This is a genomic window from Agrobacterium sp. NPDC058088 (assembly GCF_042885035.1).
Taxonomy (GTDB): domain Bacteria; phylum Pseudomonadota; class Alphaproteobacteria; order Rhizobiales; family Rhizobiaceae; genus Agrobacterium.
The window spans coordinates 226,665-246,738 of record NZ_JBHVSU010000003.1; the positions used below are offsets into that span (position 1 = coordinate 226,665).

Sequence of the window (20,074 nt, forward strand, 5' to 3'; positions counted from 1 at the left end):
ATTTTTGTCCACCGTCTGCAGGTTACATCCCGCGTGTGACGGTTTCAGTTTTCCCGCAGAATTTCGGTCGTCGCTTCACGATGCGACACCGTCGCTTTTCGACGGATCCGACCGGACACGATCAATATCGTCGATGGTGCGGATGACAGTCACGCGCGCCGTGATGGTGGTGAGAAGCGCGATGATGATCATCGTCAGGGCAATGCCGAGATAACCGCCAAGGCCGACCGCAAACGAGCCAAAAAGCGCACTCGCCTGGTCGCTCTGCGGCGTGGCGACGGTGCTCGATTGCCAGAAGCCGGCGACCAGGAACACGGCGGCCGCCAATGCGCTGCCCGCCGCCGCTCCCTTGAGGCTGATCTTTAAAAAGTGCTTCTGGAATTCGCGGGCCACGAAGCTACTCTCGGCGCCGACGAAATGCAGCACTTCAACGATGTGCCGGTTGCCGGAAAGCGCGCCGCGCGTCGCAAACACCACCGTCAGTACCATGGCCGTGAAGACGAGGATCAGCACGCCAACACCAATCATGACGGTGGTCCTGGCCATGGAAACCAGCCTGTCGACCCAGGTGCGGTGGTCGTCCAGAAAGGCCTGCGGGATTTCCGTCTTCAGCATATCCCGCATCGCCTGGAAATCGGGTGGATTGCTTTCGTCGATGGTGATGACGACGAGGCGCGGTATGGGCAGTTCGGAAAGGTCGAGACCGCTGCCGAGCCACGGTTCCAGAAGACGGGAGGTGGCGGCATCGTCGAGGATGGTGCCATCGCGCGTGCCGACAAAGGTGAGTGCGAGGTTGCGCGCCTTGTTCAGCGCCGCATTCATGTCCAGCCCGTCCTCAGGCTTGATCTGAATGGTGATCTCGCGGGAAATCTGGCTCTGCCAGGTGGCGGCGGTGGCGCGCACCATGGAGACGGCACCGAGCGTCAGGCAGGCGAGAAAGGCCATGATGGCGATCACCACCATCAGGGCATTGCCCTGAATGTTGGAGGGCGGCAGGATGGGCGCCATGGGGCGGATGCGCATGGGCGGGCGCTTCGGCTGGGCCGCCTCGGGCTTCAACTGTTTGCGGGTGATCTCATTCATAGATATCGAGCCGCCCTTCGGTCAGAATCATCCGGCGCGCATCGATCTGGTCCATCAGTGCAAAATCATGGGTGGCGATGACAACGGCCGTACCCAGCCTGTTGAGTTCGAGAAAAAGGTTGAGCAGACGTTTGGCCATCGGCGGGTCGACGTTGCCGGTCGGTTCGTCGGCGAGCAATATTTCCGGCTGGTCCATCAGCGCGCGGGCGATGGCAGCGCGCTGTTTTTCCCCGCCGGAAAGGATTGCCGGCAGCACGTTGATACGCTCGCCGAGCCCGACCCATTTCAGAAGCTCTATCACATCGTTGCGATAGGCGCTCTCTTCCTTGCCGCGCACACGCAGCGGCAGGGCGACATTTTCATAGGTCGTGAGATGATCGAGCAGACGGAAATCCTGAAACACGATGCCGACGCGGCGGCGCAGCATGGGCAACTCGCTGCGCGGAATGCGCGCCACATCGCGATTGAACATGCGAATATGGCCGCGCGTTGGCTGCAGCGACATCAGGAGCAGGCGCAGGAGCGTCGTCTTGCCGGCACCCGACGGGCCGGTCAGAAACTGGAACGAACCCTTGGGGATATCGAAGGTCATGTCCCTCAGGATCTCGGGTCCCATGCCGTAACGCAACCCGACATTTTCGAAATGGATCAACGGACTTCCAGTCTCTTCGTTTCGTGGTGTTTCGCAAGCCGAAAGCGCAGAGGCCCGGGTGGCGCGGTTTAACCCGGTTCCGGTGGCCTGTGCGAGCCGTTTTTGCGAAGCATTAACCAATTAAATTTAAAACTTGGCAGGATTCGTTGCAATGCCCAGTTTTGCGGGCCGGAAAACCTCACCGAAGGAATTCTATGGCTATGTTCCGTTCATCTCGCCGGCAAGCGGCGTTCGATTTTGACCTCCTGATGCCGGAACCACCGGTGCGCCGTTCGGCGCGGGCGGCAAATCCCGACCGCGATGTGGTAGACGCGGAATTTGTCACCATCAAGGAAAACCGTACGCGCCAGCCCGGAAACGACAATCGCGGTACGGCACACCGGCAAATGGCAAAGCCATCAGTCACAGTAGGCGCGCTCGGCCTCGCCTTCATCGGCTGGCTGGATCGCAGATTGTCGCGCCTTTCTGCCGATGCCTACTCGGCACTGGTGGCGGCACTCGCGATTTTCGTTTTCGTCTGCTCCGGTGGCCTGTCTGTCGTGGTGCCGGAAAAGTCGGCGGTCGCCGCCTCGGTCAACCCGCTTGCCATTTCCCATGTCACCATCACGCCGCAGGAAGCGGGCGGCATGGATATATTGCTCATCAACGGCATTGTGGAAAACAATGGCGGCAATCTCGAAGAAGTGCCGGCCATTCGCGCCGACCTCTTCGCCGCCAAGGGACAGCTGGTCGCCAGCATGGTCATCGAACCGCCGGTCAAGGAGATGCAGCCCGGCTTCAGCCACGGTTTTTCGGCAAAACTGCGCCATCCCGGTGGAAAAACGCCTGAGATCAAGCTTTCCTTCGTCGAGGCGGGTGCGTCCGAACGTTGACTGTGGTAACGCGTGAGCTTCGTATTTTTACTGAAAGGTAAAATCGGCAAGGCGCAGCACAGGAGAAAGAATGCCCGTCGTCCGTGGAAAAAATATCGAGCCGCTTTATAGCGCCGAGCAGATCGCCGAGCGCAATCGCGACATGGCCAAGCATATCGCCAGCGGCCCGACCAAGGATTTGCTGGTCATTGCCGTGCTCAAGGGATCATTCATTTTCGCGGCCGATCTCATCCGCGCGCTGCATGATAGCGGCCTTGCTCCCGAAGTCGAGTTCATCACGCTGTCGAGCTACGGCGCTGGCACGGTTTCCCAGGGTGTCAGGATCGTCAAGGATATCGACAGCGACGTGAAGGACCGCGATGTTCTCCTGATCGACGATATTCTCGAATCCGGCCGTACGCTACGTTTTGCCAAGGAACTGCTCTACGAGCGTGGCGCTCGCAACGTTACTATCGCCGTGCTTCTCGACAAAAAGGTCAAGCGCAAGGAAGATCTGGAGGCCGATTATGTCGGTTTCGAATGCCCTGACTATTTCGTCGTGGGTTACGGCATGGATGTGGCCTATGCCTTCCGCGAGCTGCCCTTCGTCGGCGTGGTGACAGGCGACGCCTGAGCATCTTTGCCCGTGCCGGAACGGCACAGGACGGAGACGCCTCATTAACCATTCACCCAGCGAAGGCCTGGGTGTTTACCTCTTGAAAAGAGGAGCCTGCGATGTTGCTCACGGCTGGAAATGATGCCCAGGAGCAATGAGTAATGGCGAAGATTCTGATTACCGAAGACGAGGATGCGCTGCGTTCTTTCGTGGCGCGGGCGCTCCGTCTCGACGGTCACGAGACCCATGAGGCGGCAGACGGCGAGCAAGGGCTGGAGAAGCTCCAGGAAACCAGTTTCGATCTTCTTCTTTCGGATATCCGCATGCCGGTCATGGATGGCATCGAGCTGGCGCACCGCGCCGCAGAAAGCTTCCCGGCCATGCGCATTTTGTTGATGACCGGTTACGCCGAGCAGCGCGAACGGGCGGATGATCTGGCGACGAAGATCGTGGACGTGGTTTCTAAACCCTTTGCGCTTCCGGATATTCGCAAGGCCGTGGCGCGGGCGCTTGCGGCCTGAGCTACAGGATTGCAGAGATTAAAGGGCGGCCTTCGGGCCGCCTTTTTTGTTGCGGAGTTGTCAGCGTTCCAGTCCGTCATGTTCGGGCCTGTCCCGAGCATCTGCAACGTATCGGTTTCATGGGAGGTTGGCAGATCCTCGGCACAAGGCCGAGGATGACGTCAGAGTGTTTCGCGACCTGTCTCCGGTACCTCTTCCCGCTACTTTTCGGGACAGCGGCGACATTAAAGTGCCGGGCCAGATCGTCGTGAATGGCTTCGGACCTCACCGAATATCCAGCAGCCGCTCCAGATAACGCCGCTCCACTTCACCCGGCGGGTTGTTGCCAAGCTTTTCTCGGATTGCTTCGAGAATTTCGCGGGCGCGCTGCACGTCGATCTCGTCAGGCACGTTCACCTGCTCGCCAAAATCCGGGCCGGTGGTGCTGCGCGGGCGGCCGAGCGGGTCGCGGCCGTTCTGGCCGCCTTGACCGGTCATGCCTTCCTGCCCCTGTCCGGGCTGCTGGCCCTGTTGGCGCATGGCCTGCATGATCTGGCCCATCATGTCCTGAGCGCCCTGTCGCAGCGCATTCAGCGCATTGCCCTGGCCCTCGACCGCCTGTTCGCCCTGGCTTTTGCCCAGCGCTTCGCCGGCGCCCTGCATTTCCTGTTGCGCCTTGCCGAAGTTTTCGCCCGGTTCCATGCCGAGATCGCGCAGGCCCTGCTGCAATTCGCCAAGCTGCTTGCCGAGCGCATCCTGCTGCGCCCGCAGGTTTTTCAGCGCCTCGCGCAACTGTTCGGCGGTCATCTGGTCGCTGGGCTGTTGCCCGCCCTGTTGACCGTTTTGCCCCTGTTCGCCTTGCTGGCCCTGCTGCGGCTGCTGGCCATTTTCGCCCATCTGCTGGTCGTCGCCTTCGCCGCCCTGCTGCGGGTCGCCGCGCTGCATGCGGTCGCGCAGCGCCTGATCGAGCTTGAAGGTCTCGTCCATCAGCTTCTGCTGCTGTTGCAGGATTTCGCCCAGCTTGTCGATCTGCTGGCGCATCTTGCTACTCTGCTGCTGTCCCTGCTGGCCCTGGCGTTGCGGGCGGCCAGCCTGCAGATTGTTCATCATGCGCTGCAGTTGCGAGAGCATTTCCTGTGCCGCATCGCGGTTGCCGGAACGGGCAAGGTTCTCGATCTGGTTCATCATGTTTTCCAGATCGCGCTGGCGCAGCACATTCTGTGCCTGTTGGTTCATGTTGGCTTGCGGCGCATTCTGCATGCGTTGCGCAAGCTCGCTCATGAACTGCTGCATCGCCTCGCGCAGCTCCTGCATGAGCTTGGCCACTTCCTCGTCGGAGGCATTGCGCTGAAGCGCCTCGGAAAGCGCGGTCTGTGCATCGCGCAGGCGCTTTTCCGCCTGCGAAAGATCGCCATCCTCAATACCGAGCGCGATCTCCCAGAGGTAATCCGCCGTGTTCTTCAGCATCTCCTCATTATAGGCGAGCCGCATGCGGGTCTGCGCCGATTGCAGCAGGAGATAATGCGTGGTGTTGGGAATGGTCTCTTCCGGCCGCATTCCAACCGCCTCGTTATAGGCGATCGCCTTCGGCATCTGGCGTGTGTCGAGCGAGAAAATCTGCCGCTGTTCGGCAATGGAAGCAGCCAGCGGTTCGGAGAAATTACGGCCCGGCAGCACCATTTCGTGCGCCGGGCTGCGGCCGGTCTGGCCGGCACCATCAGTGGCGACGAGCGTGATGCGCACGCGTTTGCCCGCCATCGGATGTTCGGTCAGGTTGCGGCTGGTCAGCCCCTTGATCTCGCGATTGTTCTGCCGCGGCAGATCGAGCTTGAATTCCGGCGGCGGGTAAAGCGCTGTCGCGCCTTCTGCAATGCCGATGGGCTCGATGATGGCATGCGCTTCCTTCAGGCCATAATCGTCTTTGGCCGTGAAGCCGATTTCCAGCGCGCCATTGACGGCGCGGCGCGGCATGTTGTCGAAGGCGATGCTGGGCGGCTGGTCGGGAATGACGTTGAACACCCATTGTTCGCCATTGGCGGTGATCATGCCGCTTTCGGTGACATCCATCGCGAAAGTGCGTGGGGTAACGGGCTGATCGGCAGAGCGGGCCGACGCTTGGACGGCGATATCGCCGCTGGCGCTATCGGCTTTGGCCGCCTCAGGCGCAAGCTTCTGCAATGCACCCGCCGTTTCCGGCTCGAATGTCACCTCCTCACCGCCATCGCCGCCGGTCATGCGGATTGTCAGCTTGGAGGATTGCGGTACGGAAACCGCGTCGCGGTTGGTTGCGTCACGTCCGGTCAGGAAAATCGGCGCGCGGCCGGTATAGGCAGGCGGTGTAACCCAGGCATCGAGACGGATATCGGGATTGAGCGGACCGACGGCTGGCCGGCTGCGGAACGCATCGGCAACTGTGCCGGCGCCATTGGAGTAGGAAAAACCGAAAGCGGTGACTAGCAGCAGTGCCGGAATGGCGCGCAGCGCCAGACGGTCATAGCGGGCAATATCGGGTTTCGGCAGGCCGGCATTCAGCGCAGCGATGCGCTCCGCCATGCGGATCTGATGTTCTTTCCAGAGCGTGCGCGAAAATGGCGTGTCGAAAGCAGGCTCATCTTCCTGCACGCCGACCGGCTGGTGCGCCAGGCCGTTGCGATCCTCAAGAAGGCGCGAGGCTTCATGATCCGTTGGCCACTTCAGCCGAAGGATCGGCAAAAGCGTGGCGATGAAACCGAAAACCAGAACGAAAACGATGCCGAGCCGCAGGAAATCCGGCATGTGCCGGTAAAGCCCGAACCAGGCAAGCGCCAGAAAGGCGGCAGCGATGGAGAGTGGCCACAGCGTTTTCGGCGCGATTTTCTCGCAGAGCAGCACAATTTTGGCGAAGAAACGCTTGGCTGTGACCCGGCGGGCAAGGTCCGGTCGATGCGAGAACGCGCCGGTCGGGCGCTTTCTGCCTGTGCTGTCCTCTCCGGCTGTGGTCATCAATCCGTTCTCCCGGTTCTGGCCACGTCGAACGCCATTCCCGGAACGGCGAGCTGTTCATATCACAGGGCAAGGATAACATTCTTTGTGGCGAAGACGAGGGCACCGAAGCCCTCACCCCCATTTTTTAGGCAGCTTCGCTCAATTGTGATCGGTCAAGTCAAATATTGGGTGGGGTCAGTCGAGCCAGTCAGGTACGGAATCGAGCGCGATCAGCTCCTCATAGGTGCCGCGCGGACGAATGACGTGGAATTTGTCACCCTTGACGAGCACTTCCGGCACAAGCAGGCGCGAATTATAGGTGCCCGCCTGCACCGCACCATAGGCGCCGGCGGAGCTGACGGCGATCAGGTCACCCGGCTGCGGCGCGGCCATCTCCCGGTCCAGCGCCAGATAGTCGCCGGTTTCGCAGACGGGGCCGACGATATCCGCCTTGATGCGCGTGGCATTCTCTGCAGGCTGCACCACCGGGCGAATGCCATGATAAGCTTCGTAAAGTGTGGGGCGGATGAGATCGTTCATCGCGCCGTCGACAATCACAAAGGTCTTGTCGCCGCCATCCTTCACATAGATCACTTCCGTTACCAGAATGCCGGCATTGCCGACGATCAGGCGTCCCGGCTCGGTTACGATCTTGCAGTTGAGGCTTTTCAACTCGTTCTTGACGATATGCGCATAGGCATCCGGCAGCGGCGGCGGATTGTTGTCGTCGCGATAGGGAATGCCGAGGCCGCCGCCGATATCGACGTGGCTAATCGCATGGCCGTCGCCGCGAAGCGCTTCCACCAGTTCGCGCAGTAGCCGGAAGGCATCCTCGAAAGGCTGCAATTCGGTGATCTGGCTGCCGATATGCATGTCGATGCCGGTGACTTCGATGCCGGGCAGGGTGGCCGCATGGGCATAAACCGCCCGCGCCCGTTCATAGGAAATGCCGAACTTGTTTTCCTTCTTGCCGGTGGAAATCTTGGCGTGGGTGCGCGCATCCACATCAGGATTGATGCGGAAGGAGACATGCGCCCGCTTGCCAGCTTTGATGGCGCGCAGATTGAGGACTTCCAGCTCCGGCTCGGATTCGATGTTGAAGCAATAAATGCCCACATCCAGCGCATAATCCATTTCCGCCACCGTCTTGCCGACGCCGGAAAACATGATGCGGCTTGCCGGCACACCAGCCGCAAGAGCACGGCGCAGTTCGCCGCCAGAGACGACATCGATGCCGGCGCCGAGCTTTGCCAGCGTCTTTAGCACCGCCTGGTTGGAATTGGCCTTCATGGCGTAACAGACCATGGCGTCCACGTCGGCAAACGCCCCTGAGAACACCTTGTAGTGGCGCTCTAGCGTTGCGGTGGAATAGACGTAGAAGGGCGTGCCGACCGCCTTGGCGATCTCGGGCACGGGCACGTTTTCGGCGTGCAGCACGCCGTCGATATAGCCAAAATGGTTCACGGCTTTTTACCCGTCAGAGAAGCTTGTCGAGAATGAACGGACGCTCAGCCGTTGCCGGCTTCGGTTCGCTTCCATCGGCGGCGCGTTTGTTACGCATTTCGACCGGCGTGCTCGGCGGATCGATGTCGCCCTTACGCCCGCAGGCGGAAAGAGCAAGGCTGACGGCGAGCGCCATGCCGATGGGAACGATGAGTTTGCGCGCGGTTTTTGAAAGCATGAGCCTGTCCAAAGGAAATATGTGCTTCTCTGATAACGAAAAACAGGGCGCTTGTGCACCCTGTTTCTTGTGATCGCGGCTTAACGCAGATTTATCAGTTGCGGCCGCGCCACCAGGCGATTTGTTTGCGTACCTCCGAAGGAGCCGTGCCGCCGAAGCTCGTGCGACTGGCGACAGATGCTTCCACCGAAAGAACATCGAAAACGCTGTTGGTGATGCCGGGGTGGATGGCCTGCAATTCTTCCAGCGAAAGATCGGCAAGATCGCAGCCTTTCTTTTCCGCCAGCGCCACGGCATTGCCGGTCACATGGTGAGCATCGCGGAAGGGCAGGCCCGCCTCGCGCACCAGCCAGTCGGCCAGATCGGTAGCGGTGGAATAACCGGAGCCCGCCGCCGCACGCATGCGGTCCTTGCGCACTTCGAGATCGCGGATCATGCCGGTCATGGCGGCGATTGCCAGTTCCAGGCTTTCGGCGGAGTCGAAAACCTGTTCCTTGTCTTCCTGCATATCCTTGGAATAGGCGAGGGGTAGGCCCTTCATGACCGTCAGCAGCGCCACCAGCGAGCCGTTGATGCGGCCAGTCTTGGCGCGAACCAGCTCAGCGGCGTCGGGGTTTTTCTTCTGCGGCATGATCGACGAGCCCGTGGAGAAGGCATCCGACAGGCGGATGAAGCCGAATTGGGGGGTCGACCAGATAACGATTTCTTCTGCGAGCCGCGACAGATGCGTGGCGCAGATCGACGCGATCGACAGGAACTCCAGCGCGAAATCGCGGTCGGAGACGGTGTCGATGGAGTTGCGGGTCGGCTCGCGGAAACCGAGCGCCTTGGCCGTCATGTGGCGGTCGATGGGGTAACCGGTGCCGGCAAGGGCAGCGGCGCCGATCGGGCTTTCGTCCATATGCTCGATAGCGTGGCGCACCCGGGCGCGGTCACGGCCGAACATCTCCACATAGGCCATGCAATGGTGGCCGAAGGTCACCGGCTGGGCCGTCTGCAGGTGAGTGAAACCGGGCATGACCGTATCGGCATTTTCCTCGGCGCGGTCGAGGAAGGCGGCGATGAGCGCCGTCAACATTCCCTCAGTCTTCTGCAACTCTTCCTTGACCCAAAGGCGGAAATCGAGCGCGACCTGATCGTTGCGCGAGCGTGCGGTATGCAGGCGTCCGGCGGCCGGGCCGATCAGCGTTGCAAGCCGCGCTTCGATATTCATGTGAATATCTTCGAGTTTGCGCGAAAATTCAAAGGTGCCGGCTTCGATCTCTGACAGGATCGTGTTCAGGCCCTCAATGATCTTGTCTTTATCTTCAGGCGAAATAATGCCTTTAGATGCCAGCATGGTGGCATGCGCCATAGAGCCACGGATATCCTGGGCGTAAAGCTTCTTGTCGAAGCCGATGGAGGCATTTATCTCTTCCATGATGGCAGATGGCCCGGAAGCGAAACGTCCGCCCCACATCTGGTTGGAGGATTTCTGATCTGTGCCGTCAGCCATATGTCGTGCCCTGGAGTATTCGATGACAGAAAAAAGGCCGTTCAGGCTTCCTTCCGCCAAATTGGTTGCAATTGCTGCCGTTGCCGGTGTGCTCGCCGGTGCTGGCGCGGTCTGGTTCAGGCATATTGGGTCTGAGAGCCCGGTTCAAGGGGCAGCGGTGGCAGACGGCGGTTTATGTGAGGGTGCGGCAAACCGCATCGCCTCGCTGAAACCGTTTCTGAAGGGGCAGGTGGCCGCCATGTCGGCGGCGGACAGGCCGCGTGTCGTCCCGCTGTCCTTCAAGGGACCGGAGGCTAAGGACATGACGCTTGCCGATCTCAAGGGCAAGGCGGTTCTTCTCAATCTGTGGGCCACATGGTGCGTGCCTTGCCGGGAGGAGATGCCGGCTCTGAACGCGCTGGAGAAGGAAAAAGGTGGCGACAAGTTCGAGGTCGTGGCCGTCAATATCGATGTCGGCGCGGATGAAAAACCGAAAGCCTTCATGGATGAATACAAGATCGACGCGCTGAAACATTACCGCGACAATTCTATGGGCGTCTTCAACGTTCTGAAAAAGGAAGGTCTCGCTTTCGGCCTGCCGGCCACCCTGCTGCTGGATGAAAACGGCTGCCTTCTCGCAGCGATGAACGGGCCGGCGGCGTGGGATAGCGAAGATGCCAAGGCGTTGGTGACGGCCGCAACATCCAGGTAGCTTTGAGTTTTCAGCTTGGGGGAGAGATATTTCCTCTCCCTCAGCACAAGGTCTACTTTTACCGCGTCGGAACCGGCGTCTCACCCCGATAATCGTAGAAACCACGGCCGGATTTGCGGCCGAGCCAGCCGGCTTCGACATATTTGACCAGCAGCGGGCAGGGGCGGTATTTGCTGTCGGAGAGGCCGTCATGCAGCACCTGCATGATCGACAAACAGGTGTCGAGACCGATGAAGTCGGCAAGTTGTAGCGGGCCCATCGGGTGGTTTGCGCCGAGGCGCATGGCGGTGTCGATGGCTTCCACCGAACCGACGCCCTCATAAAGCGTATAGATCGCCTCATTGATCATCGGCAGCAGGATGCGGTTGACGATGAAGGCCGGGAAATCCTCGGCGACGGTGATCGCCTTTTCAAGCGTCCGCACATAGTCCTTGGCCGCATCGAAGGTCTTTTCATTGGTGGCGATGCCGCGTACCAGCTCCACCAGCTTCATGACCGGCACCGGGTTCATGAAGTGGATACCCATGAACTGTTCGGGACGGTCGGTGGCAGAGGCAAGCCGGGTGATGGAGAGCGAAGACGTGTTGGTGGCGAGAAGCGCTTCCGGCTTCAGCACCGGGCAGACCTGCGCATAGATCTTTCGCTTGATCTCTTCATTTTCCGTGGCAGCCTCGATGACAAGATCCATTGGCGCCAGATCATTGACGTCGGTCGAACCGCTGATGAGCGTCAGTGCCTGCTTGCGGGCCTCGTCGGAAAGCTTGCCGTTAGTCACCTGGCGGGCGAGGTTGCCGTTGATCGTGGCAAGACCGGCCTCGATGCCTTCCTTCGAAAGATCGTAAATATGGACCCTGTAGCCGGCAATGGCGGAAACATGCGCTATGCCGCATCCCATCTGACCGGCTCCGATAACACCGATATTCTTAAAGGGGGCGGTCATATGCTGTTCTCCCATGTGCTGCATGTGCAAATTCGCTGGCGATGTTACGCATATCGCCGAAAAAGAGAAGGCGGCGCGTCCAAAAAACGCGCCGCCTTCATCATGTATTTAAAATCAAAGGGCTTTTTGCAGTTCCGGCAGAGCTTCGAAGAGGTCCGCGACGAGACCGTAATCGGCAACCTGGAAGATCGGCGCTTCTTCGTCCTTGTTGATGGCGACGATGACCTTCGAATCCTTCATGCCGGCCAGATGCTGGATGGCACCGGAAATGCCGGCCGCGATGTAAAGCTGCGGCGCAACCACCTTGCCGGTCTGGCCCACCTGCCAGTCGTTCGGCGCATAACCGGCATCGACGGCCGCGCGCGATGCACCAACGGCAGCACCGAGCTTGTCGGCGACCGGAAGGATGACTTCCTTGAATTTTTCCGAAGAGCCGAGCGCGCGGCCACCCGAGATGATGATCTTTGCAGAGGTCAGCTCCGGACGGTCGGACGAGGCAAGCGCATCGGAAACGAAAGACGAGACGCCGGGGTTTTCAGCGGCCGTGATCGTCTCGACCGCTGCCGAACCACCTTCTGCCGCTGCCGCAAAGGCGGTCGGACGCACGGTGATGACCTTCTTTGCATCCGTTGCCTGCACGGTCTGGATGGCATTGCCGGCATAGATCGGACGCTTGAAGGTATCAGGCGATACGACTTCGATTATCTCAGAGACCTGAGCAACGTCGAGAAGGGCCGCAACGCGCGGCGTTACGTTCTTGGCCGAAGCCGTTGCCGGTGCGATGATGACGTCATAGGAGGGGCTGAGCGAAACGATCAGCGCCGCCAGCGGTTCTGCCAGTGAATTGGCATAGGATGCGTCGTCGGCGAGCAGCACCTTGGAGACGCCGGAGAGTTTTGCGGCAGCGTCAGCGGCACCCTTGGCGCCCGAACCGGCGACCAGCACATGCACGTCGCCGCCGATCTGCGTCGCCGCCGTCAGCGTCTTTGCCGTCAGGTCGGAAAGGGTTGCGTTGTCGTGTTCTGCCAGAAGAAGAATGGCCATGAGAATATCTCCCTTTTCCGAAACCTTAGAGGACGCCGTCGGCTTTGAGCTTTTCGACCAGCTCGGTAACCGAGCCAACCTTGATGCCAGCCTTGCGGCCTGCCGGCTCCTCGGTCTTCAGCACCTTCAGGCGCGGCGAAACATCAACGCCGAAATCAGCCGGTGCCTTCTTGTCGAGCGGCTTCTTCTTTGCCTTCATGATGTTCGGCAACGAGGCATAACGCGGCTCGTTCAGACGAAGATCGGTGGTGACGACGGCGGGAAGCTTCAGTTCGATCGTCTGCAAACCGCCATCAACTTCGCGGGTGACCGCGACCTTGCCATCTGCGGGCACGACCTTGGAGGCAAAGGTGCCCTGGCCCCAGCCCAGAAGCGCTGCCAGCATCTGGCCGGTCTGGTTTGAATCGTCGTCGATCGCCTGCTTGCCGACGATGACGAGACCAGGCTGCTCAGCCTCGGCCACGCCCTTCAGCAGCTTGGCGACGGCGAGCGGCTCAACCGTTTCATCGGTCTCGATCAGGATAGCGCGGTCGGCACCCATCGCAAGCGCCGTGCGCAGCGTTTCTTCCGCCTTGGCTGGGCCGATGGAAACGACCACAACCTCTTCGGCCTTGCCGGCTTCTTTCAGGCGAAGAGCCTCTTCCACCGAGATTTCGTCGAACGGGTTCATCGACATCTTCACATTGGCAAGCTCAACGCCAGAACCATCCGCCTTCACGCGGATCTTCACGTTGTAATCGACAACTCGTTTAACGGGGACAAGGATTTTCATCGACGGTCTTCCTCAAACTCCTGTCCGCGGGGCGGGTAAACCGCGCGGACCTCCAAAAACAGGTGGCGACATGGATAAGCATTTTTCCCGCAAATACAACGGAGCAATCTTCATTATCACATGCACGTAAGGCATATCTTACGTTGACGTTAACGTAAATACTCTATCTCCGACGAGACGTCTCATCTACCCCCGTCATAGCCCCCTTCGATTTGCGACAACCCTGCCGTTTGCGACGTATTCTTGAATTGCGCCGCCCTCGGCGGAACAATCGTGCGGTCAAACAGTGGCACGCCTCGCCTGCGCATAAAAACCACCATGATGGCACCTGCCAATATTCCGCCGACATGCGCACCCCAGGAGACGTTTTCCTCCAGCCCCAGCGCCAGCATCATAAATTGCTGGCCGATCCACAGCGCCAGCGGAATGAATGCGGGCAGGGGAAGCGGAATGCGCATCAAAACCAGTACCCAGACACGCACCCTGGGATGCAGCAGGAAATAGGCTGCAACCACACCGGAAACCGCACCCGAGGCGCCGATCAGCGGCCCTTCGGAGGTGGGGGCAACAAAGCCGTGAAACAGGGCACCGGCAATCGCGCAGACAAGATAGAAGATCAGGAATCGGAAATGGCCGAGCGCATCTTCGACATTGTCGCCGAAGACCCAGAGAAACAACATGTTGCCGGCGAGATGCCAGAAATCGAGATGCAGGAACGCATAGGTGACAACGGTGAGGTCATCAGGCACGACCTGCAGGGCCGGTTCCAGATAGGCATAATCGAACACGACTGCCGGAATGAAGCCGAGGCCGAGGGCTGCGGCATTGGCCTGCGTATCGCTGGCAAGCACGCCGGTAAACAGCCAGACCAGTACATTGACCACGATCAGACCGATCGTGACGTATTGCAGCCGGATATGTTTGAGGGAATTCGCATCGTGCAGGGGTATGAACATCGAATGCCCTTTTATTGAACGTTGTCAGCGGTTTTTGCCGGGAACCCACAAAATGTCGGCCTTGCCCATGTCATTGGCGAAACGGGCGGCAACGAACAGGAAGTCGGACAGGCGGTTGACGTATTTGATGGCCGCCGGGCTGACGATCTCGTTCTCAGTGACTGAAAGCGCCACCATCAATCTTTCCGCTCGCCGGCAGACGGTGCGCGCCATATGCAGATTGGCCGCTGCCGCGCTGCCGCCCGGCAGCACGAAGGAGGTGAGGGGCTCAAGCGACGCGTTGAGTTCGTCGATTTCGTTTTCCAGCCGGGTGACCTGGCTTTCGACGATGCGCAGCGGTTCATAGGAAAGCGGTTCGCCATTATCAGGCGTGGCGAGATCGGCGCCGAGATCGAAAAGATCGTTCTGGATGCGGAACAGCATGGCATCCAACGTCTCCAGTCCACCGGTATGAAGCCGTGCGACGCCGATGGCCGAATTGGTCTCGTCGACCGTGCCATATGCCTCGACGCGAAGATCGTGCTTCAGGCGGCGCGGGCCGGAGACCAGCGCCGTCGTGCCTTTGTCGCCGGTGCGGGTATAGATCTTGTTCAGCTTCACCATGTCAGCGGCCGCCGCCCGTGAGCCAGAGGGTGAGCATGATCAGCACGATGGCGATGGCCTGTAGCAGCAGGCGAAGCTGCATCAGCTTGTTGGAACGGTTGGCGTCCTGTCCCTTCAGCATGTTGAAGAGGCCGCGTATCAGCACGATGACGACGAGGCCCATGGCAATAAGGGCCAGAACAGTGGTGAAGCCGGACATTTAGGGGTTACTCCTCCTCAATCGAATCTGCGCAGCAGACGATAGAACAGTCCGGCAGGCAAGAGCCGTTTGAGGATAAGACCCTGTTTGGCTGGAACGGTGACGGGATAATGCGGTTTCGGCGCGGCTGCGGTCAGGGCATGTTTCAGCACGGCATAAACGGCATCGGGGCCAAGCTTGTGGCGGTTGACGGGGCCTGAGCCATCCATGCGGGCCAACTGACGTTTATATTCCGCTGCATGGGCCGAATTTTCGAGGTCGATCTTGTCCTTGACATGGGCAAGTGCCGTCGCGGTGAATTTTGAGGTAATCGGACCTGGTTCGATCAGGCTCACATGAATGCCGCTGCCCTGAAGCTCCATGCGCAAGGTGACGCCGAGCCCTTCGATCGCAAATTTCGATGCGGTGTAGGCGCCACGATATCGATAGGGCACGAGGCCGAGAATGGAGGAGCAATGCACGATGCGGCCGGTGCCGCGAGCGCGCATGAAGGGAATGACCCGCCGTGTGAGATCGTGCCAGCCGAAGACATTGGTTTCGAACTGGGCTCTCAGCGCTTCGACGGGCAGGTCTTCCACCGCGCCCGGCTGGCCATAGGCGCCATTATTGAAAAGCGCATCGATACGGCCGCCGGTCCGGGCGGCAACAGTGTCCACCAGCGCGGCAATGGTTTCGGGCTTGGTGTAATCCATGATCAGGGTTTCGATGCCCTGATTTTCGAGTGCCGCCATGTCAGCGATGCGGCGCACGGTAGCAAAAACCCGCCAGCCATCCCTGTGAAGCGCGCCGGCGCAATGAGCGCCGATGCCAGAGGAACAGCCGGTGATGATGATGACCGGTCTTTCAGACATGTTCCGCCCCGCCAATGGTCTTTGCGCCAAGGTGCGCTCAGATTCACAAAATTAAATTGCGCGAAATCCTTTTCGGAAATGGAACCGAAAGCCGGCCTTGCGCGCTGTACAAAGCGAAGCTGATTTCCCATATTCGGGGCGAAGTTACAAATGAAATGCCGATGAATGGAGGCGACATGGTTGCCGCAGTGCGCCTGGCAGGCAAGGTTGCCTTCGATGCCTATTCCCATTTTGCCGAGGATGACGGCTGGGCGATGGCGAGTCATATGGCGCTTTCCATTCTATTGGCTCTGTTTCCGTTTCTTATCTTCGGCACGGCGCTCGCCGGTTTTCTCGGCGCCGACCAGTTTTCTGAAACAGCAGTGCATCTGATTTTCGACACCTGGCCAGCGGCGATCGCTGGGCCGCTGGCGGCGCAGGTGCAGCAGGTGCTGACCATTCCGCGCGGCGGGCTGCTGACGATTTCAGTGCTGGCCGCGGCCTATTTTGCGTCCAACGGTGTCGAGGCGCTGCGAATTTCGCTCAACCGCGCCTATCGTGTCACCGAAACGCGCTGGTGGTATGTCACCCGTCTGCTCAGCCTGCTGTATGTGCTGATTGCGGTGGTGGTCTTCACCGGCATCAGCATTGTGCTGGTTGCCGTACCGGTCGCTACTTCCTTTGCCGAGCAGCGCTTTCCGTGGTTGACGGATATATTGAACACCGTCTCCAGCCTCGGTCTATATGGCACAATCGTGGTTCTGACCGCTGGGCTGGTGGCGGCGCATCTGTGGCTGCCCGCCGGCAAGCGGCGCATCTGGGACGTCTGGCCGGGAATTCTGTTCACCCTGCTCTTCTGGGTCATCGGCGCGGCGATTTTCGCCTATTACCTCTCGACCTTTGCCAATTATGCCGCCACCTATGCCGGTCTCGCCTCTGTCATGGTGGTTCTGGTGTTTCTTTATATGGTCGGCGTCATCTTCATGCTCGGTGCGGAGGTGAATGCGGCCCTGATGAAATACAAAGTGCGACAGATCATTCGCCGCAACATCGGCGGTAGCGGCGCGCGCCGGGAACAGGCGCTAGAGGAGGCCGACAAGCCTGCGGATATCTGAGGGCGTCGCTCCTTCGGCGCGAAGGGCGGAAAGCCCGGTACTGCCTTCGCTTTTCGAAAGCTTGCGCCCGTCCGTGCCCAAAATCAGCCGGTGATGGTGATAGATGGGTTGCGGCAGGTCCAGCAGATGCTGCAGCAGCCGGTGGATGGCAGTTGCGTGGAACAGATCCATGCCGCGCACCACATGGGTGATGCCCTGTAGCGCATCATCCACCACGACGGAAAGATGATAGCTTGAGGGCGCGTCGGAACGCGACAGCACCACATCGCCCCAGAGTGCGGGAAGGGCCTCGATCCGTCCCGTCTCGCCATCGCCGCTCTCCTGCCAGAACAGGGGCCTGCCGACGGCGCGGATCGCCTTCTCCATGTCGAGCCGCCATGCGTACGGCCGGCCGGATGCAAGGAGCGATGCGCGCTCCGCCTCAGACCTCTTCCGGTCGATGACCGGATAAAGCGGTGCGCCATCCGGATCGCGCGGCCAGAGCCCGCCATCGGCCTCGAAGGCCTTTACGATCGCCCTGGTTTCTCCGCGGCTGAGAAAAGCCGGATAGGCAAGGCCCGTATCGATCAACCTGTCCAGCGCCACCCGATAGATGTCGAAATGGTCCGATTGTCGCCTGACAGGCTCTTCCCAAACGAGTCCCAACCAGCCGAGATCATCATAGATCGCCTGCTCCAGTTCCGCTGTGCAGCGGGTCTGGTCGATATCCTCGATACGCAGCAGAAAACGACCGCCATTGTCCCGCGCCATATCATGGTTCAGGAAGGCGGAAAGCGCGTGGCCAAGATGAAGCAGGCCATTGGGGCTTGGCGCAAAACGGTAAAGAGGTTTTTGACGGGAAGGCGAAGGCATGGTTTCTTCTGCCATGTTTTAAAGCACCCCGCTAGCCGGCTGCGGGTGGGGTGGGTATGGAATGCGAAGATGACAATCATTACTGGAATGGATGACATCAGCGAAGGGCTGGAGCATCTCGCCCGCCTCGATCCGGCGCTTCGACCCGTCATTGAAATAGCCGGTCCGCTGGAACTGCGCATTCACGAGCCCGGCTTTGCCGGCCTTGCCCATATCGTCGTGTCGCAGATGGTGTCGCGCGCCAGCGCCAATGCCATCTGGGGGCGAATCATCGCCGGCACCGGCGGCGCGGTCACGGCGGAGAATTATCTGGCCGCGCCCGAAGAATTGCGCGCCACATTCGGCCTTTCCAGAGCCAAGGCGACGACGCTGGAAGGGCTGGCCCGCGCCGTCGTCGAAGGAAAGGTCGATCTTGATGGCGTGGTGCGCAAGGAGGGGAGTGCAGCCCTTTCCGAACTCGTGGCGCTTCGTGGCATAGGCCCATGGACGGCGGAGGTCTATCTGATGTTCTGCGGTGGGCATCCGGATATCTTTCCTGTCGGCGATGTGGCGCTGCGATCGGCAGTGGCGCATGCGCTTGCCCTGGAGGTGAGGCCGGAAGCGAAGTGGCTGGCTGAGCGGGCGACACTTTGGTCGCCGTGGCGCTCCGTGGCCGCCCGGCTTTTCTGGGGCTATTATGCAAACATCATGCGTCGCGCCATGGTGCCGCTGCCCTGAGCGGGGTTAAAAATCGGCGATACTGTAGGGCAGAGCACCGCGCGAAAGATGATCGAAATGCAGCTTGCGTTTGAGCGGCGGCACGGCGCGCTGCACACAATCCACCCTTTCGCAAACCCGACAGGAAATACCGATGGGTTTGAAGGAGGCCGCATTGCCGAGATCGAGCGTATCGGCATAGACGAAATTCTGCGCATGGGAAATTTCGCAACCAAGTGCGATGGCGTAACGCGGCCTTTCCGTATTGAAACCGGCGCCGGCCTTTTCGATCTGGGTGGCGATGGAAAGATAGCGCACGCCGTCGGGCGTTTCCGCCAGCTGCCGCACGATCCTGTCGGAGCTTTCGAAAGCCTGATGGATATTCCACAGCGGACAGGCCGCGCCAAAACGGGCAAATTGCAGCCGCGTGGCGCTGTGGCGTTTGGTGATGTTGCCGGCGCGGTCGATCTTGGCGAAAAAGATCGGTACGCCTTTCATGCCCGGGCGCTGCAGGGTGCTCAGCCGGTGGGCCACCTGCTCAAGGCTCGCGCCGAAACGCACGGCCAGAAGTTCGAGATCGTGGCGTAGCTCCTGCGCCGCCCGGTGAAACTGCCCGTAGGGCAGGATGAGCGCTGCGGCGAAATAATTGTGCAGTCCGATACGACAGATTTCGGCCGCTTCCGTGTTGCGGAAACCGGCGCCGGCCAACACCCTGTCCACCGTCGCGCCGGCGTGAAGCTGGGCGATCTGCAATGCAAGCTGAAAACAGCGGGTAGATGCGGCGATGTAGGAGCTGAGGGCGAGCGTTTTGCCGACAGGATCGAAGTGCCGGATCAGCCCGCCCGCCGCCTCGGTTCTTGTGATATGGATGCCGTAACGGTTCCTGAGATGCGCTGCCAGAATGCCGTCGGTCTCGCCTCCCTCGATCTCCAGTTTCTGCGCCAGCTCCTCGGCCAGAAGGTCGATCTCGGCAACGTAATTGTCGACAAAGTGGAAGAAGTCTCGCACCTCCTCATAGGGGGTCCTTTCCACCTGCGCGGTGCCGCGGCCCAGCCGGTCATCCAGTTGCACCAGCTGTTCGCTGTTCTGGCGATAGGCCTGGTGGGCGCGAAGCAGCGCATGGGCAAAACCCGGTGCATTCTGGGCAATCAGCTTCAACTCCTGAAGCCCCGGTTCGTAATTCATGAACAGCGGGTCCTTTAGAGCCTCGCGCAGGGCGGAAACCAGCCGGTCGCTTTCGCCCGTCGCCAGTTCCGCCATGTCGAGCTGAAATTTTTCCACCAGCGTCACCAGAACGCTGGCCGAAACGGGGCGCTGGTTGTTTTCGATCTGGTTCAGGTAACTCGCGGAGATGCCCAGCCGTTCGGCAAATTGCGCCTGCGTCGCGCGGACATTTTCGCGAAGGCCGCGCACCTTGCGGCCGATGAAGAGTTTTTCTGTCGCCATGTTGCAACTTTGCAAAATTAAATATTGCAAATATTTATGGCACGCATACGCGCACGATCAAGGCTTCTAGGCGAATGTTTTCTAAGCT

Annotated in this window: 21 protein-coding genes; 6 read left to right on the top strand and 15 right to left on the bottom strand. The window is 60.0% G+C overall.

Features of this window, described 5'->3' with window-relative positions:
- Positions 1-75: 75 nt before the first annotated feature.
- Together ACFVTJ_RS11075 and ftsE are read right to left on the bottom strand one after the other, a co-directional pair.
- The gene (locus ACFVTJ_RS11075; protein ID WP_386907270.1) at positions 76-1,083 is read right to left on the bottom strand and encodes a cell division protein FtsX; all 1,008 of its coding nucleotides are present in this window, start codon (positions 1,081-1,083) and stop codon (positions 76-78) included.
- Complete coding sequence (gene ftsE, locus ACFVTJ_RS11080) at positions 1,076-1,735, bottom strand: cell division ATP-binding protein FtsE (protein ID WP_386907272.1); 660 nt, start codon at positions 1,733-1,735, stop codon at positions 1,076-1,078. Before ftsE ends, ACFVTJ_RS11075 begins: the two co-directional genes overlap by 8 nt.
- Before the next feature lie 200 nt (positions 1,736-1,935).
- Here ftsE and ACFVTJ_RS11085 point away from each other — a divergent pair, with 200 nt between their 5' ends.
- From ACFVTJ_RS11085 to ACFVTJ_RS11095, 3 genes are all read left to right on the top strand, one after another.
- Positions 1,936-2,607 (top strand): hypothetical protein, encoded by a 672-nt coding sequence (locus tag ACFVTJ_RS11085; RefSeq protein ID WP_386907274.1) that lies wholly within the window; start codon positions 1,936-1,938, stop codon positions 2,605-2,607.
- A 70-nt stretch (positions 2,608-2,677) separates the two neighbouring features.
- The gene (gene hpt / locus ACFVTJ_RS11090) at positions 2,678-3,220 is read left to right on the top strand and encodes a hypoxanthine phosphoribosyltransferase (RefSeq protein WP_077985217.1); all 543 of its coding nucleotides are present in this window, start codon (positions 2,678-2,680) and stop codon (positions 3,218-3,220) included.
- A gap of 143 nt (positions 3,221-3,363) precedes the next feature.
- On the top strand, positions 3,364-3,723 hold the full coding sequence (locus ACFVTJ_RS11095; RefSeq protein WP_004445642.1) for a response regulator: 360 nt from the start codon (positions 3,364-3,366) through the stop codon (positions 3,721-3,723).
- Between the two features lie 264 nt (positions 3,724-3,987).
- On the opposite strand, the gene ACFVTJ_RS11100 is transcribed toward ACFVTJ_RS11095, so the two are convergent.
- The 4 genes from ACFVTJ_RS11100 to argH all read right to left on the bottom strand — a co-directional run bounded on the left by ACFVTJ_RS11100 (position 3,988) and on the right by argH (position 9,842).
- Complete coding sequence (locus ACFVTJ_RS11100) at positions 3,988-6,684, bottom strand: TIGR02302 family protein (RefSeq protein ID WP_386907276.1); 2,697 nt, start codon at positions 6,682-6,684, stop codon at positions 3,988-3,990.
- Positions 6,685-6,861: 177 nt separating this feature from the next.
- Positions 6,862-8,130 carry a diaminopimelate decarboxylase gene (lysA, locus tag ACFVTJ_RS11105; RefSeq protein WP_386907278.1) on the bottom strand — a complete coding sequence of 423 codons (1,269 nt, stop codon included), beginning with the start codon at positions 8,128-8,130 and terminating at the stop codon, positions 6,862-6,864.
- 13 nt (positions 8,131-8,143) lie between these two features.
- Positions 8,144-8,347, bottom strand: coding sequence for a lipoprotein (locus ACFVTJ_RS11110; RefSeq protein WP_386907280.1), 204 nt, complete (start codon positions 8,345-8,347; stop codon positions 8,144-8,146).
- 94 nt (positions 8,348-8,441) lie between these two features.
- Positions 8,442-9,842 carry an argininosuccinate lyase gene (gene argH, locus ACFVTJ_RS11115; RefSeq protein ID WP_386907282.1) on the bottom strand — a complete coding sequence of 467 codons (1,401 nt, stop codon included), beginning with the start codon at positions 9,840-9,842 and terminating at the stop codon, positions 8,442-8,444.
- 22 nt (positions 9,843-9,864) lie between these two features.
- On the opposite strand from argH, the gene ACFVTJ_RS11120 reads away from it, so the two are divergent.
- A complete protein-coding gene (locus tag ACFVTJ_RS11120; protein ID WP_386907284.1) occupies positions 9,865-10,533 on the top strand; it encodes a TlpA disulfide reductase family protein in 669 nt (222 codons plus the stop codon).
- A 58-nt stretch (positions 10,534-10,591) separates the two neighbouring features.
- Here the strand turns inward: ACFVTJ_RS11120 and ACFVTJ_RS11125 are convergent, their stop codons facing one another.
- The 7 genes from ACFVTJ_RS11125 to ACFVTJ_RS11155 all read right to left on the bottom strand — a co-directional run bounded on the left by ACFVTJ_RS11125 (position 10,592) and on the right by ACFVTJ_RS11155 (position 15,898).
- The gene (locus tag ACFVTJ_RS11125) at positions 10,592-11,473 is read right to left on the bottom strand and encodes a 3-hydroxybutyryl-CoA dehydrogenase (RefSeq protein ID WP_063949214.1); all 882 of its coding nucleotides are present in this window, start codon (positions 11,471-11,473) and stop codon (positions 10,592-10,594) included.
- Positions 11,474-11,587: 114 nt separating this feature from the next.
- On the bottom strand, positions 11,588-12,517 hold the full coding sequence (locus ACFVTJ_RS11130; RefSeq protein ID WP_386907287.1) for an electron transfer flavoprotein subunit alpha/FixB family protein: 930 nt from the start codon (positions 12,515-12,517) through the stop codon (positions 11,588-11,590).
- Positions 12,518-12,542: 25 nt separating this feature from the next.
- Complete coding sequence (locus ACFVTJ_RS11135; RefSeq protein ID WP_386907289.1) at positions 12,543-13,289, bottom strand: electron transfer flavoprotein subunit beta/FixA family protein; 747 nt, start codon at positions 13,287-13,289, stop codon at positions 12,543-12,545.
- Between the two features lie 182 nt (positions 13,290-13,471).
- Entirely contained in the window at positions 13,472-14,245 is a 774-nt protein-coding gene (locus tag ACFVTJ_RS11140; RefSeq protein WP_386907291.1) for a rhomboid family intramembrane serine protease, read from the bottom strand.
- Between the two features lie 24 nt (positions 14,246-14,269).
- On the bottom strand, positions 14,270-14,848 hold the full coding sequence (locus ACFVTJ_RS11145; RefSeq protein ID WP_386907293.1) for a cob(I)yrinic acid a,c-diamide adenosyltransferase: 579 nt from the start codon (positions 14,846-14,848) through the stop codon (positions 14,270-14,272).
- Between the two features lies 1 nt (position 14,849).
- Positions 14,850-15,047: a twin transmembrane helix small protein gene (locus tag ACFVTJ_RS11150; protein ID WP_006315578.1), complete on the bottom strand. Its 198-nt coding sequence runs from the start codon at positions 15,045-15,047 to the stop codon at positions 14,850-14,852.
- Positions 15,048-15,064: 17 nt separating this feature from the next.
- Complete coding sequence (locus tag ACFVTJ_RS11155) at positions 15,065-15,898, bottom strand: SDR family oxidoreductase (protein WP_386907295.1); 834 nt, start codon at positions 15,896-15,898, stop codon at positions 15,065-15,067.
- A gap of 176 nt (positions 15,899-16,074) precedes the next feature.
- On the opposite strand from ACFVTJ_RS11155, the gene ACFVTJ_RS11160 reads away from it, so the two are divergent.
- Positions 16,075-16,992 carry a YihY/virulence factor BrkB family protein gene (locus ACFVTJ_RS11160; RefSeq protein WP_386907297.1) on the top strand — a complete coding sequence of 306 codons (918 nt, stop codon included), beginning with the start codon at positions 16,075-16,077 and terminating at the stop codon, positions 16,990-16,992.
- Here the strand turns inward: ACFVTJ_RS11160 and gluQRS are convergent.
- Complete coding sequence (gene gluQRS / locus ACFVTJ_RS11165; protein WP_386907299.1) at positions 16,960-17,859, bottom strand: tRNA glutamyl-Q(34) synthetase GluQRS; 900 nt, start codon at positions 17,857-17,859, stop codon at positions 16,960-16,962. The genes ACFVTJ_RS11160 and gluQRS overlap by 33 nt on opposite strands.
- 54 nt (positions 17,860-17,913) lie before the next feature.
- Between gluQRS and ACFVTJ_RS11170 the strand changes: the two genes are divergently transcribed.
- Positions 17,914-18,561, top strand: a complete 648-nt coding sequence (locus ACFVTJ_RS11170) for a DNA-3-methyladenine glycosylase family protein (RefSeq protein WP_386907301.1) — start codon at positions 17,914-17,916, stop codon at positions 18,559-18,561.
- A gap of 6 nt (positions 18,562-18,567) precedes the next feature.
- Here the strand turns inward: ACFVTJ_RS11170 and ACFVTJ_RS11175 are convergent, their stop codons facing one another.
- Positions 18,568-19,986 (bottom strand): short-chain fatty acyl-CoA regulator family protein, encoded by a 1,419-nt coding sequence (locus ACFVTJ_RS11175; RefSeq protein ID WP_386907303.1) that lies wholly within the window; start codon positions 19,984-19,986, stop codon positions 18,568-18,570.
- Positions 19,987-20,074: the final 88 nt, after the last annotated feature.

Coding starts and splice junctions, on each gene's coding strand:
- ACFVTJ_RS11075 (WP_386907270.1), bottom strand. CDS start 1,083: ATGAATGAGATCACCCGCAAACAGTTGAAGCCCGAGGCGGCCCAGCCG.
- ACFVTJ_RS11085 (WP_386907274.1), top strand. CDS start 1,936: ATGTTCCGTTCATCTCGCCGGCAAGCGGCGTTCGATTTTGACCTCCTG.
- hpt (WP_077985217.1), top strand. CDS start 2,678: ATGCCCGTCGTCCGTGGAAAAAATATCGAGCCGCTTTATAGCGCCGAG.
- ACFVTJ_RS11095 (WP_004445642.1), top strand. CDS start 3,364: ATGGCGAAGATTCTGATTACCGAAGACGAGGATGCGCTGCGTTCTTTC.
- ACFVTJ_RS11100 (WP_386907276.1), bottom strand. CDS start 6,684: ATGACCACAGCCGGAGAGGACAGCACAGGCAGAAAGCGCCCGACCGGC.
- ACFVTJ_RS11110 (WP_386907280.1), bottom strand. CDS start 8,347: ATGCTTTCAAAAACCGCGCGCAAACTCATCGTTCCCATCGGCATGGCG.
- argH (WP_386907282.1), bottom strand. CDS start 9,842: ATGGCTGACGGCACAGATCAGAAATCCTCCAACCAGATGTGGGGCGGA.
- ACFVTJ_RS11120 (WP_386907284.1), top strand. CDS start 9,865: ATGACAGAAAAAAGGCCGTTCAGGCTTCCTTCCGCCAAATTGGTTGCA.
- ACFVTJ_RS11125 (WP_063949214.1), bottom strand. CDS start 11,473: ATGACCGCCCCCTTTAAGAATATCGGTGTTATCGGAGCCGGTCAGATG.
- ACFVTJ_RS11130 (WP_386907287.1), bottom strand. CDS start 12,517: ATGGCCATTCTTCTTCTGGCAGAACACGACAACGCAACCCTTTCCGAC.
- ACFVTJ_RS11135 (WP_386907289.1), bottom strand. CDS start 13,289: ATGAAAATCCTTGTCCCCGTTAAACGAGTTGTCGATTACAACGTGAAG.
- ACFVTJ_RS11140 (WP_386907291.1), bottom strand. CDS start 14,245: ATGTTCATACCCCTGCACGATGCGAATTCCCTCAAACATATCCGGCTG.
- ACFVTJ_RS11145 (WP_386907293.1), bottom strand. CDS start 14,848: ATGGTGAAGCTGAACAAGATCTATACCCGCACCGGCGACAAAGGCACG.
- ACFVTJ_RS11150 (WP_006315578.1), bottom strand. CDS start 15,047: ATGTCCGGCTTCACCACTGTTCTGGCCCTTATTGCCATGGGCCTCGTC.
- ACFVTJ_RS11155 (WP_386907295.1), bottom strand. CDS start 15,898: ATGTCTGAAAGACCGGTCATCATCATCACCGGCTGTTCCTCTGGCATC.
- ACFVTJ_RS11160 (WP_386907297.1), top strand. CDS start 16,075: ATGGTTGCCGCAGTGCGCCTGGCAGGCAAGGTTGCCTTCGATGCCTAT.
- gluQRS (WP_386907299.1), bottom strand. CDS start 17,859: ATGGCAGAAGAAACCATGCCTTCGCCTTCCCGTCAAAAACCTCTTTAC.
- ACFVTJ_RS11170 (WP_386907301.1), top strand. CDS start 17,914: ATGACAATCATTACTGGAATGGATGACATCAGCGAAGGGCTGGAGCAT.
- ACFVTJ_RS11175 (WP_386907303.1), bottom strand. CDS start 19,986: ATGGCGACAGAAAAACTCTTCATCGGCCGCAAGGTGCGCGGCCTTCGC.